A 16,271-nucleotide genomic window follows, 5' to 3' on the forward strand; every position below is an offset into this window, starting at 1 on the left:
TCTTAGAGAAGCTCTGCTATCTGTACTGCATTAAGAGCAGCGCCTTTGCGAAGATTGTCAGATACGACCCACATTGAGATCGCATTTTTCAACCCCGTGTCTTTCCTTATTCTGCCCACATAGACCGCGTCTTTACCCGCTCCTGTTATCGGCATCGGATAGACCGCATTTTTAGGATCGTCCAAAACGACTACGCCAGCAGCGTTACGAAGGATCTCCTTTGCCTTTTTCGGTGCAAGTTCCTTTTCGAACTGGGCAGTCACGCTCTCTCCGTGGCAACGAAATATCGGTACCCGCACTGTGATGCCGCTCACCATGAGTTCCGGAAGATGCATTATCTTGCGCGATTCATTTACCATCTTCCATTCCTCTTCAGATATGCCTTCATCATCAAAGGCGCCTATGTGAGGGAGAAGGTTAAATGCTATCTGGTGAGGATAGACGCCCCCACCCGGCATCTCTTTTCCTGCGAGAAGAGCCTCTGCTTCATTTTTAAGCGTCTCGACTGCTTTTATTCCTGTTCCTGCAACAGACTGGTATGTGCTTATGTTTACATACCTGAGTCCAGCTTCTTTATGAAGGGGCCATAGCGCGACTACTGCCTGGATGGTCGAACAGTTCGGGTTTGCTATTATACCTTTGTGTCCGGCGGCATCCCCTGGATTTATTTCGGGAACTACCAGCGGGACATCGGGGTCCATCCTCCATGCAGAGCTGTTGTCGATGACCACTGCGCCTGAGTCAACAGCAACGGGGGCCCATTTTATGGAGGTCGATCCTCCCGCAGAGAAGAGAGCGATGTCAATATTTTTGAAAGACTCTTCAGATACTGCTTCGACAGTTATTTCTTCTCCCCTGAAGACGATCTTGCTTCCTGCAGACCGTGGTGATGCGAGAGGCCTGATTTTTGAGACAGGATAATCCCTTTGTTCGAGAGTCTTGATCATCTCTCTGCCTACAAGCCCGGTTGCCCCCAGGACAGCTACAGATCTCATCCTGTCCATTAAAAAGAAGCCTCCTCAATAAAATGTTCATGGAGCGCCTTCACGGCATCTTCCGCCCTGTTTGAACCGACTATGCAGGTAAGAGCAAGTGCAGTTGAAGCTATCATTTCAATATTTATCCCCTCTTCTGCCAGCACAGTGAACATCTTTGAGGGTATTTCGGGGTGGTTTGCAATACCGGCACCTACTATCGTTACTCTTGCAATTTCTGTATCAAAAGAGACTCCCTGAGCTTCTATCTCCCTGCATATTTGGCGTGAAACCTGGATGGCTGTCTCTAAATTTGCTTTTTTGACGAGAAAACCTATATCGTTTACTCCGCCTCTCATGTTGTTCTGGATTATCATTTCAGCGCCGACGCCATTTTCCGCCAGGCTGCTGAAAAGTCGTGCAGCGACGCCGGGAATATCAGGAACTCCCAGCAAAACAACTTTCGCGACCTGTGAATCGTGTACCACTGCTTTTATTACAAGACCTTCTGTAACCGGATTACTCATCACCCAAGTGCCCTCCTCTTCTGTAAAGCTGGAACCAACATAAAGCGGGATTTCATAGCGAGCCGCCATTTCGACACTGCGGGCCTGAAGAACATTCGCTCCCTGGACTGCCATCTCCATACACTCTTCAAAACCTATCCGTTCTATCTTTTTGGGCTTATTCACCACACGTGGGTCCCCTGACATTATGCCCTTAACATCTTTGAGCAGCTGACAGGATTCCGCACCCAGTGCGCCTGCCAGCGCAACTGCAGAAAGGTCTGAACCGCCCCTCCCCAGAGTTATAACATCACCGGAATCTGTAATGGCCTGAAATCCTGTTATCACTGCAACGATCCCTTCATTCAAAGCTTTTTCAACGTTTTTCGGCTCTATGCTGTATATCCTGCCTTCCATGGGAAACCCCTTGGCTTTTATCCCGGCCTGCAGGGCTGTAAAAGACTGTGCCGGAATACCGAATTTCTGTATTGCTAAAGCCAGGAGCGCAACACTTTGCTGCTCACCTGTTGCAAGCAGCTGATCCATCTCACGCCCGTTGCTGGTGTTCGCAACATCTTTGGCAAGAGCCAGAAGATCATCTGTCATGTTGCCCATGGCTGAAACCACTACTGCTACCCTATATCCGCTGTCACGGACTTTCTTTACGATCTGGGCGACATGTCTCATCCTTTCGGGGCCTGCAACAGAAGAACCCCCAAATTTTAAGACTGTAAGAGGAAGGCCTGCATGGTCCATTAATTATTCCCCCATACCCTTTCAATAGCATCTTTCAGCCCCATGTCAACAGTGACCTGGGGTCCCTGAGCACTGCTGTCAAGGACAAAGAACTGCGATCTGACACCATGTTCCGTGAACGTCTTGCACATTGTTTCGGCAACCCTCTGAGTCGGTCCGTTGACAAGAGCAATTACTGAAGGCCCTGAGCCGCTTATTGCAACGCTCAGGCATTCAGGGAGTTCTCGCACCCTGGAAAAAATGACTTCCCCGCCGCTGAAGAGCTTGCTTCTGTACTGCTGGTGCAGCCTGTCATCCATACCCCATTTAAGGTAATCCCATTTGCCTGTTGCCCATGCGGCAGTAAGCAGAGCAGCTCTTCCCAGATTGAATACTGCGTCTTCAAACGGGACCTGTTTGGGAAGGGCTTTTCTTGCATCAGACGTTTTTACTCTTTCATCCGGAACTGCGACAACGCAGAGCACCTCAGGAGGAAGAGCCGGGAGGCTTACATACCTCAGGTTTTCTCCATCCCAGCAGCTGACTACCATTCCTCCCAGGAAACAGGGGGCCACATTGTCAGGGTGGCCTTCGATCCGTGTCATCAGCTGGAGTAGATCAGCTTCTCCTGCTTCATGGCCTGTCAGGTATTTTGCTATCAGAACACCTGCAACTACAGCTCCGGCAGAACTGCCAAGTCCGCGGCAGAGGGGGATGATATTATGACACCAGAGTGAAAATCCCGGGCCTTTGACTCCCCATCTTTCACAGGCCACTTCGTAAGCCCTGACAACAAGATTCGCGGCCGGATCTGAAAGTTCTTTAGCTCCCTCTCCATGCGCTTCTATGTTGTATTGCTTTTCCGGCAACAGCTCAATTACCTTGAATATGTTGTAAAGGGAAACCGCCATGCCTATAGTGTCAAAACCGGATCCCAGATTGGCGCTGGTAGCCGGTACTCTCAGTGTTATCAGAGGATTCAACCTTTCATCACCTCCAGAAGTTCTGCAAGCGTGTCACCTATCTCTATTGGCCTCCCAACCTGCGACATGGCTGTATCCGGATCTTTGAGGCCATTGCCTGTAAGCACCATTACTACTCTGATGCCCTTTGGGAGCCGTCCGAGTTTCTTGAGTTTTACCAACCCTGCCAGTGGGGCGCATGATGCGGGTTCTGCAAATATTCCGCCTTTTGATGAAAGGAAATACTGGGCAGAAAGGATCTCTTCATCTGTAACAGAGTTGAATTCCCCGTTTGATTCCTTTACTGCATCTTTAGCCAGATGCGCGCTTACGGGGTTTCCAATACGTATAGCAGTGGCGATCGTCTCAGGCTCAGGACATGGCTCCCCTGTTACAAGAGGTGCAGCTCCCGCTGCCTGAAAACCCATCATTTTAGGCAGTGCCTTGATTTTTCCGATCTCCTCGTACTGCCTGTAACCTGCCCAATAGGCACTGATATTGCCGGCGTTGCCTACAGGTATGGCATGCCAGTCCGGAGCTGCTCCGAGATCCTCACAGACCTCCCAGGCGCCGCTCCTCTGACCCCATAGACGATAGGGGTTTACTGAGTTGACGATGGCGTAGCCTTTTTCATCGGCAGCCTCCCTTGCCATTTCAAGCGCCCTGTCGAAATTTCCCTTTACTGCTATAACTTCGGCTCCGTACATCAACGCCTGTGCCAGCTTTCCAAGGGCAACTTTGCCTGCCGGCAGCAGTACATAACAGGGGATCTGTGCTGCTGCAGCGTATGCTGCGGCAGAAGCTGAAGTATTGCCGGTAGAAGCACAGACAAGGGCTTTCGCACCGGATTCGAGTGCTTTGGCTACCGCCATTACCATTCCCCTGTCTTTGAATGAACCTGACGGGTTGCAGCCTTCAAGCTTTCCCCAGAGATCGATCTCCAGTTCTCTGCTTATACCTTCAAGGTGTACTAATGGTGTGTTTCCTTCTCCTAATGTTATAAGCGGCGTTTTGTCCGTTACGGGAAGAAGGCTTGCGTATCTTTGGATAACTCCCATTTCAATTCCCCCTTAAAATAATAAATACCGCCCCTGTACTTTGACAGGAGGCGGTATATTCCGCGGTTCCACTCCACTTCGGTCAGGTCTGTAAAAGACTTGCCCTCATTCGCGCTGTACAGGGCGCACCCTGATACCTTATCTGTTTAAATTCCAGCTTCGGCATCAGCTCAAGGGTGGTTTTCAAAGACATGGCAACCGAGATCTTCCAGCGCCGGCAAAGCCGGGATCCCGTCTCTGGGATGCTTTTTGTCCCTTACTATCCCTATCATCGCTGTTCAAAAATTAAGTTGATTGTGAGCGTTTATACATCTACTTAGAGTAATTGTCAAGCAGTTCTAATGAATGGTAATATAGGAAATTATACACCAAGTTTGACTATCACTTCCTGGAGGGATAAAATCGTATAAATAATGGTGTCGGAGTCCTTATTCGATTGGGGTCTGCCTTGCGTATTTACAGTTGGGCGCAGATACAAAGGAGTGAGCACTATGACATTTAGCATGAAGGAACATGTTGAAAGTCTGGGAATCAAGACCGTACTTTCATATCTGGAAGGGGATCCGGAAAAAAATATCCCCAAAGTTGTAAAATGGGTAAAAATGTTTGACAGAAAAGGGATTTATTCTGCAGCATATCCGGGACTTGAAAAAATTGTCTCGGACCCGCAAGACATGTGGTTCCAATTTATCAAGAGCCTCTATTCAGACATCGACCCTAAAGTGAGAAAACGGATATTCAGGAATTTTTTACTGCACTCAGCTATCGAGGGATTCAGCAAACGAGCAAAAAACGAGGAAAAATATAACTGCAACGTGCCGTGGGCTATACTTATGGACCCTACAAGCGCTTGCAACCTGCGCTGTAAAGGCTGCTGGGCTGCTGATTACGGCAGTTCTATGAATCTTGAGAAAGAAATATTGGACAAAATAGTCCAGGAAGGCAAAGAATTGGGCACATATACATATCTCTTCAGCGGCGGGGAACCACTCATGAGAAAGGATGACCTTTTAGATATTTGCAAAGAACATGACGATTGTTTATTTTTGGCATTCACAAATGCCACTCTGATAGACCATTCTTTCGCAGATCAAATGCTTAAAGTAAAGAATTTTGTTCCTGCCCTAAGCATAGAGGGTTTTAAAGACGAGACCGATTTCAGAAGAGGCGAAGGAACATACCTTGCTGTTGAGAATGCCATGAGGGTCCTGAAAGAAAAGAAACTGCCCTTTGGTATATCCTGCTGCTATACAAGCAAAAACTACAAGTCGATAGGGAGTGATCAGTTTTTTGATCACATGATAGAGATGGGGGCAAAATTTGTCTGGCTCTTTACTTATATACCTATAGGCGAGAATGCGGTAATTGACCTGATGACAAACGCAAAACAGCGAGAATTTATGTACAGGCAAGTACGCAGCTTCAGAAAAACAAAGCCCATTTTTACAATGGATTTCTGGAATGACGGAGAATATGTAAACGGCTGCATCGCCGGAGGAAGAAGATATCTTCATATAAACGCAAATGGAGATATTGAGCCCTGTGCATTCATACACTATTCAGACTCTAATATCCGTAATAAAACACTGTTAGAAACTTATACGTCGCCTTTGTTTATGCAATACAGGCAAAATCAGCCATTTAACAAAAACCATCTGCGTCCCTGTCCCCTTCTGGACAATCCCGAACGTTTAAGGATGATAGTTGAATTATCAGGTGCTAAGTCAACATATCCAGATAAACCCGAAGATGTCATAAGTTTAACTTCCAAATGCATGGACAGCTCAAAGCTCTGGGCTACTGTCGCGGATAAACTCTGGGCTGAAAACATGGGGCATAAAAAATAGGGAGTGCCTGTTGATATAAAAATATGTATACGCGCCTTTTTTCAAAGAGCAAAATCAACCTTAATCACATACATTTTTTTACGTACAATATTAATTGATATTTATAACTCTTTCTGCTAGAATGCTTTCCGCACAGGAGTATTTCGACTAGGTGGTGTTTGGTCACATGGCAGCAACAAAGGCATACGATGACAAAGTTATTATGACACGCGAAGGATACGACAAACTCAAAGCAGAGCTCATAGCACTGCGCGGAGACGGAAGAGCCGAGATAGCCGCCAAACTTGAAGAAGCGAGAGGATTCGGCGATCTCAGCGAAAACGCTGAATACCACGCAGCCAAGGAAGAACAGGAGAAACTTGAAAATAGGGTACTCTGGCTTGATTACCAGCTAGGTAAAGCCAAGATAGTTGACGCAGAGGATGTTGATACAAGCTCAGTAAGCCTTGGGACAACAGTCACTCTAAAAGACCTGGACCTCAAAAAAACTCTTATCTATACCCTTGTAGGAACTGAAGAAGCTGACATAAAAGAAAACAGGATCTCTGCCGCCAGTCCGGTCGGAATGGCGATAACCGGCAAAAAGATCAATGACGAGGTCATGGTCAGAACTCCCCGCGGCATAAGACATTTAAAAATAATGAAAATCAGGCTTAAATAAAGCCTGATTTTTTTATTTTTATGTTTAGGTTACAATTATATAATGTTTAGCTGAAAACTAAATATTAAATGTCTCTTTTTCTTAGAACCTTCTTTCAATACGGAAAGACACTTTTATCACGCTTTCAAGAAAATCTCCGAACTCCAGGCCATAGGCCCTTGCTGCCTTTGGAACAAGGCTAGTGGCTGTCATTCCGGGTGCGGTATTGACCTCCAGTAAATATGGTTCTCCTTCGTCATTGACCCTAAAGTCTACCCTGCTGTAAGACCTGCACCCAAGGCTTTTATGAGCAAGGACGGCCAAGTCACCGATCTTCCTTGATGCTTCTTCTGAAAAATCCGCGGGACATATATATTCTGTACAGCCGCTTGTGTATTTATTTTTATAGTCATAAAAACCTACGTGAGGCCTGATATCTATTGCAGGAAGCGCTAGGACTTCTCCGTTTTCCTTTTCCCATACCGGAACAGTGATCTCCCTGCCAGGGATATACTGTTCAACAAGAGCTTTTTCTTCATTTTTGTAGGCTTTCCAGCAGTTTTCTATGCCTTCTTTCAGTTCCTCTGCTGTTTTTGCCAGAGTGACACCAACAGTACTGCCTCCGCTGTTGGGCTTTACGACCAATGCCCCGTACCTGTCCAGCATCTCTTCCTCACGGATGCCGGCCGGATTTCCTTTGTGGATTATGCTTCCTTCAGGCATTGGAAGGTCATTGACAGAAAAGAGCAGTTTTGCGACTGTCTTGTCCATTGCAAACATACATGCTTCAGGTCCTGAGCCGGTGTATGGTATACCATAGGCATCAAGACATGTCTGGAAGCGTCCGTCTTCTCCCCAGTCTCCGTGAAGCGCGATAAATACACCATCTGCATTGAAAGTATGCCATTTTTCAACGAATTCCTTAGGTGAGAGAACATCTTCCAATACAACTGAGTGACCTTTCTGAGACAGTGCCTCGTATACCGCTCTGCCTGAGTTCAGCGATACTTCCCGTTCGGGGCTTGTTCCGCCGTATGCAACAACTATCTTCATTTGCATCAAGTCCTTTTTAAACGATCAAATTTGTCCGGTATCGAAGTAATTAACTTATGATCCAATTAATCAGAAACTCTTTTTGGTTGCCTCTGAATTCGTCTCTGACTGTATTCCTATTTTTACATCCGGGTAGGCATTTATGAAGAAAAAGAGTCCAGCTTTTATTTCGTCCCCTGCCTTGTTGTCACTTATCCACAGATGCCAAGTTATGCAGTGCTTATTGTAATTCACAGAATAGTACATGGAGCCTATTTCCTGTGAAATATTGTCATAGGTGGCAGTCACAGAGAAAGTCCATTTTTCCCAGGAGGCCCCGAAAGGCAGTGGGAAAGAGACAGTCTGGTAAAAGTTTTCGTTGTCAGCATATCTGTCCCATGCAAGGGGTGATGATCCTTCAGCCCATCTCCTGAAGTACATGGAGCTGAAATTTAGTGAACCTATATTCCATCTCACTCCGAACCACCCGTCGATAAGGTCCTGAGTCTGGTCTCCGCCTTCGTATGTATGGTACACGTATCTTGCACCGTAAAAAGGTTTGAAGAAGAAATCCCCGACATCGGGCGATCCTGTCATTTCAGTGCCGAAAAGTATCCTTTCCCTCCATGGCATGACAATGCCAAGGTTATCCTGATAGCGCCCGTAAATACCAAAGAATCTTATCTTACCCCAGTTTGAATCTTTTCCGTACCATGGCGAGTATACGCCAAATTCCGGGTCTGTCCAAACATTAAAGCGCTGTTCCAGTCCCGGTCTCATTTCAGTCTCTATCAATTCTCTCTGGGCCTGATATAGTATCGCCCTCCAGCCGTTTGGTGCATTATACTCAAGTCCCCACTTAGGGCGCCACATTATCTCATCAGAATCAGAGTCATAAATACGATCAGACTCTAAAAATACAGAGAGCCCCTCTGACAGTATCTCTCTGCTGTAACGTAGCCTTGCCTCCAACATATCGTTTGACCAGTATATAGCGTTGACATTCAATTCTCCGAAATTTCCTAATTCAATATATCCTTTAAGCCCACCGCCCATACCTTTGTTTGAATCATATGAGAAATAGGGAAGAAGACTCTGCTCTTTCGGTCCCAGTTTTGCCACGTAATCAAAGGGGTAGGTAAATATGCACTTCTCTCCGATGTATATTCTCGGACGCCTTATTATCATTTTTTTGTTGGGTATTATTACTACTTTCTTGGATTTGAGCCTGTAATGGGGTTTTTCAAAATCACAGGTCGTCGTCGTCACGTTCAGCCATTCTGTTATCTGCTCATCTTCAGCATCCTTTTTGCTCTTTTTGGGACGTGATTTGAGAACACCGAATTTTACAGCATCATCCACGGGCATTACTTTGACATTACCACCCTGCAAGTAAAGCGCGTCCATCTTGCCTGAAGCATCAGTCAGGAGGCCCCTTCTTGTTTCAAGGCTGTAAGTCAGGTGCTCTCCTGTCAGTTTGTCCGGTCCTGAAAAGAGCGTTACCTTTCCCCTTTGATCAGAAAAAGCCTCCACAAGCTGATTGTTGCTGTTGTATTCAACATGAGGAGCAAACATCCGCATGGTTTTATTTCGCACCTTAACGTTTCCGTCCGCTGTAGCTATCCCTGTGTTCTCCTGATAGACTACGCTGTCAGCGTCGATATGGACCTCATCAGGAGTTTCTTCAGCAGAAAGAGGTGTGAGAAGAAATGCACATGTAAAGATGAGGCCAAGCAGAATGACCTTTATTGGTCCGTCCAGAAATATTTTATTCATTCTTTCCAAGTTACTACTCCCCCGCCTGATACTATGCATTCTCCGCTTTTAGTATCGTAGGTACCCTCTTTACCTTCAACTGTGATCTTTCCATCCGTTATTATTACACCCTTGAAAAATCTCCACAGTTCTTTGGCTGCTTCAAATTCAACTCTGCCAGCCTTAAGGTTGTAAACATTATTTTTTTCTGTCATGACAGCGTCTGCGCTTGTCATTTCGATATCGTTGTTGGCTCTTGTAAATACACCTTTATCCGCGTTGATCCTGGTGACCTTGTCACCACTTTCAGTGATAGTAATATCAAGAGACTCCCCGTAAAAGAGTCCATCCCTGTGTTCTACCCTCGGAGAGATCAGTTTCCACTGCGCTCCGTTGATCTCCCTTTCTATTTCGATATTTTCAACAATAATATCCGGCAGAGGAATGTCACCTGCCCTGTTGGCAAGGTTAAGATCTCTCCATAAAAAGACCACAATCACAGCGATAAAAACCAACGCTGCGATCGTGTATGCCTTTTTACGGGATATTTTTTTTATTGACAAATCAATGTCATTCCAATCAAAAATATTACGGATTTATCTGTGATCCGGTGCCCTGAGGAGATGTCGCATCCCCGGAAACAGCCATAGATGATATCTGACTTGGTATCATATACCCGTGGACAGTTGCAGCAGATGTTGTTTCAACATAGAACAAAGTACCCTCTTTCAGGTGGTTGTCCGAACCCCTTACGAGGAAACCACCGGCAAGGCCAAGAGGACCAAGAAGGACTGCACCCGCAAAACTTGCGCCTACTGCTCCATAAGTCGCAGCATCAGCTTCCATAGCTTTTTTCGCTGCTTCTCCCATTGCTACAGTAACTGAGTTGGGGCCTATGACTTCAAGCGCGTCGAATGCCATTTCAATTTCCGATGGCCGTCCGAAGCTGCGCGGAGGCTTGACCTTGGTTATGTGGGCAAAGATCCTGCTGCCTCGGGGAGCTACAAGATTCTTGTTTATCACGATCTCTTCTACCAGTTTCAAAACAACTTTGTCATCGACCTTTACATTTTTCACCGTGAGTGTCTGAGAAAGTGATGTCTTTACGACAGTTGCGGCAGGTATCTCTACCGGGGTCGCAAGAACTCCTTCAGGAAGAAGCTTGGTTATAATCCTCTCTGTTCTTGAAGCCAGGGCGCCGCCCTGAACTGTTCCTTCAACGACTGCTTCCAGTGTGTCGATCCTTCGTGCCAGTGACCATTCCGGATGTATCTGCTGAGTAACAGCCCATTCTGCAACAGAGAGCTTGAAAAGGAGCGATGGCTGAGTTGTTGTCCCCTTCTCCAAGAAATCCAGCATAGCAGTCTGGCGTTCCGTCAGACTTCCGGGAAGCTCTCTCCCGAAGACTTCTTTTTCAGCTGTGTTAAGTCTGGAAAGAAGCCCTCCTCCCTGAGGCGAACCATAAACTATCGTCTCTATCCTCTCGAGTGTTTGAAAGGCAGGACCTCCGTCAACAGCTACATCTGATGCAGATGAGACTGTCACCGATGCAAAGGCTGTAAGAATTACTGCAGTCAGCATCAACATACTTTTCAACTTCATAATCGTTTCCTCCTTTCAATTTTTCACTTTAGAATTTTTTACAGCTGCTGCAATGAAATCCAGGAATAACGGATGGGGTTTTACCGGACGGGATAGAAACTCTGGATGGAACTGAACTCCCAGCATCCATGGGTGACATGTATTTTCCATTATTTCTACCTGTCCCCCTGAAGGACATATCCCGGCTACTATCATTCCGGCCTTTTCAAAGAGTTCTATATATTGATTGTTAAATTCGAAGCGATGCCTATGTCGCTCGCTTATTATCTCTGCACCATATATTGAAAAGGATTTCGTATCCTTCTTAAGTTCACACGGGTACGCTCCCAGCCTTGATGTTCCTCCTATGTCAGCTATGTTTTTTTGCCCCTCCATGTAGTGTATAACAGGGTGGGGAGTCATTTCGTTCATTTCAAGACTGTTCGCTCCTGAAAGTCCGAGGACGTTTCTGGCAAATTCTATAACTGCAACCTGCATCCCAAGGCAAAGGCCAAAGTACGGGACTTTGTTCTCCCTTGCATATTTCGCCGCTGCTATCTTTCCCTCTACTCCCCTCTGACCAAATCCTCCCGGTACAAGGATCGCATCCGCTTTGGACAGAATTTCTTCCGGGTTCCCATTTTCAAGATCCTCCGCTTCGACCGGCATTACCTGCACTTTCACGCCATTAGCTATACCTGCATGTGCAAGGGCTTCGTTCACGCTTAGATAGGCATCCTTGATTTCTGTGTATTTGCCGACAAGGGCAACCGTAACCTCACCTTTCAGGTTGTCATATTTCTCCAGGAATGAATTCCAGTCTTCCATGTCAGGCTTAACATCTGAGTTCAAGCCTAATTTTCTCAATGCGATCGTGTCAAATTCCTGTTTGTGCAGTATGGAAGGTATGCGATAGATGGAATCTGCATCTATGGCTTCAAATACACAATCCGGCATTACACTGCAGAAAAGTCCGATCTTCTCTCTGAGATCCCTTCCAACCGGGTACTGTGAACGACATACAATAAGATCAGGCTGTATGCCTATGCGTCTAAGTTCGTTGACGCTGTGCTGTGTCGGTTTTGTCTTTAATTCACCGGATGCGGCTATGTACGGGACAAGCGTTACATGGCAATAGAGTATATTTTCTCTCCCTATCCTGCCTGCAAGCTGCCTGATCGCTTCAAGGAAGGGAAGTCCTTCTATGTCTCCCACTGTTCCGCCGATTTCAGCTATTACAACATCTTTGTCTTCGCCTACTCTCAGTATCCTGTCCTGTATCTCATTTGTTATGTGAGGGATGACCTGGACCGTTGCCCCATTGTATCCGCCGCTTCTTTCCCTCTGTATTACAGCGGAATAGACTTTACCGGTTGTGCAGCTGTTTTCTCCGGTAATAGCCTCATCGATAAAGCGCTCATAATGCCCAAGGTCAAGGTCTGTCTCCGCTCCGTCCCAGGTAACAAAAACTTCACCGTGCTGGAACGGGCTCATTGCACCGGCATCTACATTTATGTATGGATCCATCTTTATGATACTGACCCTGTAGCCTCTTCTCTTAAGCAATACACCAAGAGATGCGGCGGTTATTCCTTTACCTAATGAAGAAACGACTCCGCCGGTAACAAAAACATACTTTGTCATTTAAAACGCCCCTTTAATGTCGCAGTTTAGCAATAAAATTACCTTAAGTATCTTAGAGGATTCTGCGGGGTGCCATTCCTGCGCACCTCAAAATGGAGGTGATTACCCGTAGACCTTCCTGTGCTGCCAACTCTTGCTATCTGCTGTCCTGATCTTACCGTAGCACCATTCCTTACAAGAAGACTGCTGCAGTGTCCATAGAGAGTAGAGATACCTCCGGGGTGAGAAATAACTATAGTCTTTCCATATCCGCCCATCCAACCGGAGTGTACTACTCTTCCATCTCCTGCTGCCACTATGCCTCTCCCTCGTGGTGCCCTTACATCCAGTCCCGAGTGGAAAACCCTCCTGCGTCCAAAAGGGCTGCGTCGCCATCCAAATACACTGGATATCTTGCCCATGACCGGCCACCGGAACTTTCTTGACGATGTGGTAACAGTCGTCCTGGCAGCTCTGGCACTGGTTCTTCCCGCAGATGCCGTTACAGCGGCAACCTTAGCTCCGGGAAGGAATATTTCGCTCCCTATCTTGAGCTGCGTTTCGTCGCTCATCAGGTTTGCCGCATAGACAGCCTGTTTATAAGAACCATGCTTATCGGCCAGTTTGGCAACAGTATCATTTTTGGCCACCTTGATAAATATCCCGTCCTGGTTTGGGATCCTGAGCACTGTACCAAGTTTTAGGTGGTTGATGTTCGATATTTTGTTGGATCCGATTATGGTGTCAAGATCAAGATCGAATTTATTCGCGATCGTCCAGAGCGAATCACCATCTTTGACTACATACTCAGTCAGCAAAAGAGGCTTGCCTCTTTTTTCAAGGTCAGCTTCATACTTTTTAAGTTTGTTGACGTAGGCAAGCGTCAGAGGAACAGAATCAGTCCGGTCAGGAATATAAAGAATATCCGTATACTTTGGGTTTTCGTTTGGCTTGAGGCCGTTCGCACGTCTGATATCCTCAACTTTTACTCCGTACTCTTTCGCCACAGAATCAATGGTATCCCCCTGGTCCAGTATGACTTCCTGCCAGCATATGTCCCCAATCAGAGCTTCTTTGTCCTCACTGAGGATCAGTCCATCGCCTCTTGAGAGCACTCCATATAATTTAAGTTCTTCTGTGGTAAGTGTGGGGATGCTCGGAAGGGGTCCAATCCCTATTGGGATGACCTCTGTTTCGGACTCAAAAGGTTCAGATGAAGAGCTGACAGCTGACAGCTCAGAGACGTCAACCATTAAAAACCCTCTGCTGTTGACAGTTTTTTCAGATATGTCCGGCAGGTCCATCCCTATCCAGTACATACCTGCTCTCTCAGCTGCCATTGCAGACAGGATCACAGATGCCGACAGCGCCGCAATGATAAACAGGCTGAAGTATATCGTTTTTCTTTTTTTCAATTTGATCAAGGTAAACCTCGACATCATTCAGTCACTCCACACATCATCCGTTCTCACTGACTTTAGCATTTAGTGAACAGTTCAGCCCGCCTTTATTGTAGCAAGAAATTCGCGATTATTCACCGTGTTGCGTAATTTATCCAAAATAAGATTCAGCACTTCTGCTTCATCCATATTAGCTATTTTCCTTCTCAGCGCCCAAATGCGCTGGAGGTCATCTTCAGGAACCAGCAGCTCCTCTTTTCTTGTGCCTGATTTAGTTATGTCCAGAGCCGGGAATATTCGCTGTTCTGATATCTTTCGTGATAAATGTACTTCCATGTTCCCGGTTCCTTTGAATTCTTCATATATGACATCATCCATCCTGCTGCCGGTTTCGACAAGTGCCGTTCCTATTATAGTGAGACTTCCGCCAAATTCAATATTTCTTGCTGCTCCGAAGAATTTTTTAGGGAAATAGAGAGCAGCTGGATCCATACCGCCGGAAAGTGTCCTTCCCGAAGGAGGAACGATGAGGTTTGATGCCCTTGCCAGCCTGGTTATCGAATCAAGCAGCAAAACTACATCCTTGGATACTTCGACCAGCCTTTTTGCTTTTTCAAGCGCAAGCGCTGCTACGCGCATATGCTCTTCTGCCGGTCTGTCAAAAGTGGAGGCGATGATCTCTCCATCGACAGAACGCGCCATGTCTGTAACTTCTTCCGGTCTTTCGTCAATCAGAAGTACCATCAGGATAACTTCAGGATGATTAGTTGTAATAGCGTTCGCGATATTTTTCAGGAGGGTCGTTTTTCCTGCTTTCGGAGGAGAGACTATGAGAGCCCTCTGTCCTTTGCCTATCGGGGCAAAAAGGTCTACCATCCGGGTAGAAACGACTTTTCTGTCTGTCTCCAGATTTAATTTTTCATCAGGGAATATTGGAGTGAGCGATTCGAATTGGGGTCTTTTTCTTGCAGCTTCCGGATCTGTAAAATTAACATTTTCCACTCTCAGAAGAGCCTCATAATGTTCCTGTTCCTTGGGTGGGCGAATTATTCCCCAGACTACATCTCCGTTCCTCAGTCCAAATCTGCGGATCTGTGAGGCAGAAACATATATGTCATTGCTGCTAGGAAGCAGTCCGGACGGCCTAAGGAAACCATACCCTTCAGAGAGGCACTCTAGTGTTCCTCCGTTGAACCTGTACCCCATAGTTTCAGCCTGAGTCTTAAGTATATCAACTATAAGGTCGTCTTTACGCCTGGCCGATATTGAAGTAACACCTATCTCTTTCGCAATCTTTCTCAGTTCAGCCAGTGTTTGCTGTGCCAGAAAATTGAACCCCAATTTGGGATTGGTATGCTTGTGCTGCTTAGCATATCCATTGCCATTGTTATTGCCATTCTGCTCTTTGTTTGCCTCCGCGATTACAGCAGATACAGCTTCGGGGGCAACTTCAGGAAGAGATGCTTCCTTTAAAACACAATTGACATCTGCAGCAGATGTCACCTCATTCACTGGTTCAGATGCAATAACATCATTTTCTGCTTCATTCAGCTGGATCGTCTCTTTTTCTTTTTTTACTGTGGAAGAGCTTTTGGTCCTTGTTGTTTTCTTCTTTGGTTCTTCTGTAGTTTCACTTTTTTTTCTTGGCAACTTCTCTGACCTCCCGGTCTAGTGTCATTTTCTTCTTACTATTTCGAATTTGATGTCCGACCATACTTTTGCAGGCGTGGAAACAGTAACTCTATACGAACCTACCGGGAGAGGAGTCCCCTCTTCCCTTAAAAGATAAAAAGCTCTTACCCCGTCTTTAGTCATAAGTTTAAGAGGTTCCGAAAGGACCAGTTCCTTGCCGTAATACCATGAAACCTCCAGATGGCTGCCTTCACGTGCAGAAGAATACTTCAGCCACAAACATATCTGACTAGGACCGTAGGGGATGCTGTTGCCGATCAGCAGAGGCTCACGGTTATCTCCAAGTTCCTGGCAGATAACTGCTTCTTCGACCTTAAAGAAACTTGAGAACGGACCGACTTTTAAGCTCCATGTCACCAGCAAAAGCAGGAGAATTACACTGAAACCGAGAAGGACAAGCGGTCTCTTCTCTGACATATGCGTATTGATGCTTTTCATGCAGTACCACCAATCTCTAACCTAGCAT

Annotated in this window: 13 protein-coding genes and 1 pseudogene; 2 read left to right on the plus strand and 12 right to left on the minus strand. The window is 46.3% G+C overall.

Going from position 1 to position 16,271, the window contains the following annotated elements; genetic code table 11:
• Window positions 1-2: 2 nt before the first annotated feature.
• Genes CVV54_01685 through CVV54_01700 form a run of 4 tightly spaced genes read right to left on the minus strand, consistent with a single transcriptional unit; the run spans window position 3 to window position 4,235 of the window.
• Entirely contained in the window at window positions 3-1,004 is a 1,002-nt protein-coding gene (locus tag CVV54_01685) for an aspartate-semialdehyde dehydrogenase (GenBank protein PKL05546.1), read from the minus strand.
• Window positions 1,004-2,236, minus strand: a complete 1,233-nt coding sequence (locus CVV54_01690; protein PKL05547.1) for an aspartate kinase — start codon at window positions 2,234-2,236, stop codon at window positions 1,004-1,006. The genes CVV54_01685 and CVV54_01690 overlap by 1 nt, the downstream gene beginning before the upstream one ends.
• Window positions 2,236-3,198 carry a homoserine kinase gene (locus tag CVV54_01695; protein PKL05548.1) on the minus strand — a complete coding sequence of 321 codons (963 nt, stop codon included), beginning with the start codon at window positions 3,196-3,198 and terminating at the stop codon, window positions 2,236-2,238. The genes CVV54_01690 and CVV54_01695 overlap by 1 nt, the downstream gene beginning before the upstream one ends.
• A complete protein-coding gene (locus CVV54_01700; GenBank protein ID PKL05549.1) occupies window positions 3,195-4,235 on the minus strand; it encodes a threonine synthase in 1,041 nt (346 codons plus the stop codon). The genes CVV54_01695 and CVV54_01700 overlap by 4 nt, the downstream gene beginning before the upstream one ends.
• Window positions 4,236-4,726: 491 nt before the next feature.
• Here CVV54_01700 and CVV54_01705 point away from each other — a divergent pair, with 491 nt between their 5' ends.
• Both CVV54_01705 and CVV54_01710 read left to right on the plus strand, forming a co-directional pair.
• On the plus strand, window positions 4,727-6,082 hold the full coding sequence (locus tag CVV54_01705; protein ID PKL05550.1) for a radical SAM protein: 1,356 nt from the start codon (window positions 4,727-4,729) through the stop codon (window positions 6,080-6,082).
• 166 nt (window positions 6,083-6,248) lie between these two features.
• On the plus strand, window positions 6,249-6,743 hold the full coding sequence (locus CVV54_01710; GenBank protein PKL05551.1) for a transcription elongation factor GreA: 495 nt from the start codon (window positions 6,249-6,251) through the stop codon (window positions 6,741-6,743).
• Between the two features lie 81 nt (window positions 6,744-6,824).
• Here CVV54_01710 and CVV54_01715 read toward each other — a convergent pair whose 3' ends face one another.
• From CVV54_01715 to CVV54_01750, 8 genes and pseudogenes are all read right to left on the minus strand, one after another.
• A complete protein-coding gene (locus CVV54_01715; GenBank protein ID PKL05552.1) occupies window positions 6,825-7,781 on the minus strand; it encodes a D-alanine--D-alanine ligase in 957 nt (318 codons plus the stop codon).
• A gap of 63 nt (window positions 7,782-7,844) precedes the next feature.
• Window positions 7,845-9,539, minus strand: a complete 1,695-nt coding sequence (locus tag CVV54_01720) for a hypothetical protein (protein ID PKL05553.1) — start codon at window positions 9,537-9,539, stop codon at window positions 7,845-7,847.
• Window positions 9,527-10,072: a hypothetical protein gene (locus tag CVV54_01725; protein ID PKL05554.1), complete on the minus strand. Its 546-nt coding sequence runs from the start codon at window positions 10,070-10,072 to the stop codon at window positions 9,527-9,529. Before CVV54_01725 ends, CVV54_01720 begins: the two co-directional genes overlap by 13 nt.
• Window positions 10,073-10,163: 91 nt before the next feature.
• Window positions 10,164-11,096, minus strand: a pseudogene (locus CVV54_01730) (hypothetical protein).
• A 30-nt stretch (window positions 11,097-11,126) separates the two neighbouring features.
• Window positions 11,127-12,734 (minus strand): CTP synthase, encoded by a 1,608-nt coding sequence (locus CVV54_01735; protein PKL05555.1) that lies wholly within the window; start codon window positions 12,732-12,734, stop codon window positions 11,127-11,129.
• Window positions 12,735-12,772: 38 nt separating this feature from the next.
• Complete coding sequence (locus CVV54_01740; protein PKL05556.1) at window positions 12,773-14,155, minus strand: peptidase M23; 1,383 nt, start codon at window positions 14,153-14,155, stop codon at window positions 12,773-12,775.
• A 54-nt stretch (window positions 14,156-14,209) separates the two neighbouring features.
• Window positions 14,210-15,535 carry a transcription termination factor Rho gene (locus CVV54_01745; protein ID PKL05629.1) on the minus strand — a complete coding sequence of 442 codons (1,326 nt, stop codon included), beginning with the start codon at window positions 15,533-15,535 and terminating at the stop codon, window positions 14,210-14,212.
• Window positions 15,536-15,787: 252 nt separating this feature from the next.
• Window positions 15,788-16,243, minus strand: a complete 456-nt coding sequence (locus CVV54_01750; GenBank protein ID PKL05557.1) for a hypothetical protein — start codon at window positions 16,241-16,243, stop codon at window positions 15,788-15,790.
• Window positions 16,244-16,271 lie beyond the last annotated feature (28 nt).

Source organism: Synergistetes bacterium HGW-Synergistetes-1 (assembly GCA_002839185.1).
Taxonomy (GTDB): domain Bacteria; phylum Synergistota; class Synergistia; order Synergistales; family Synergistaceae; genus Caenicola.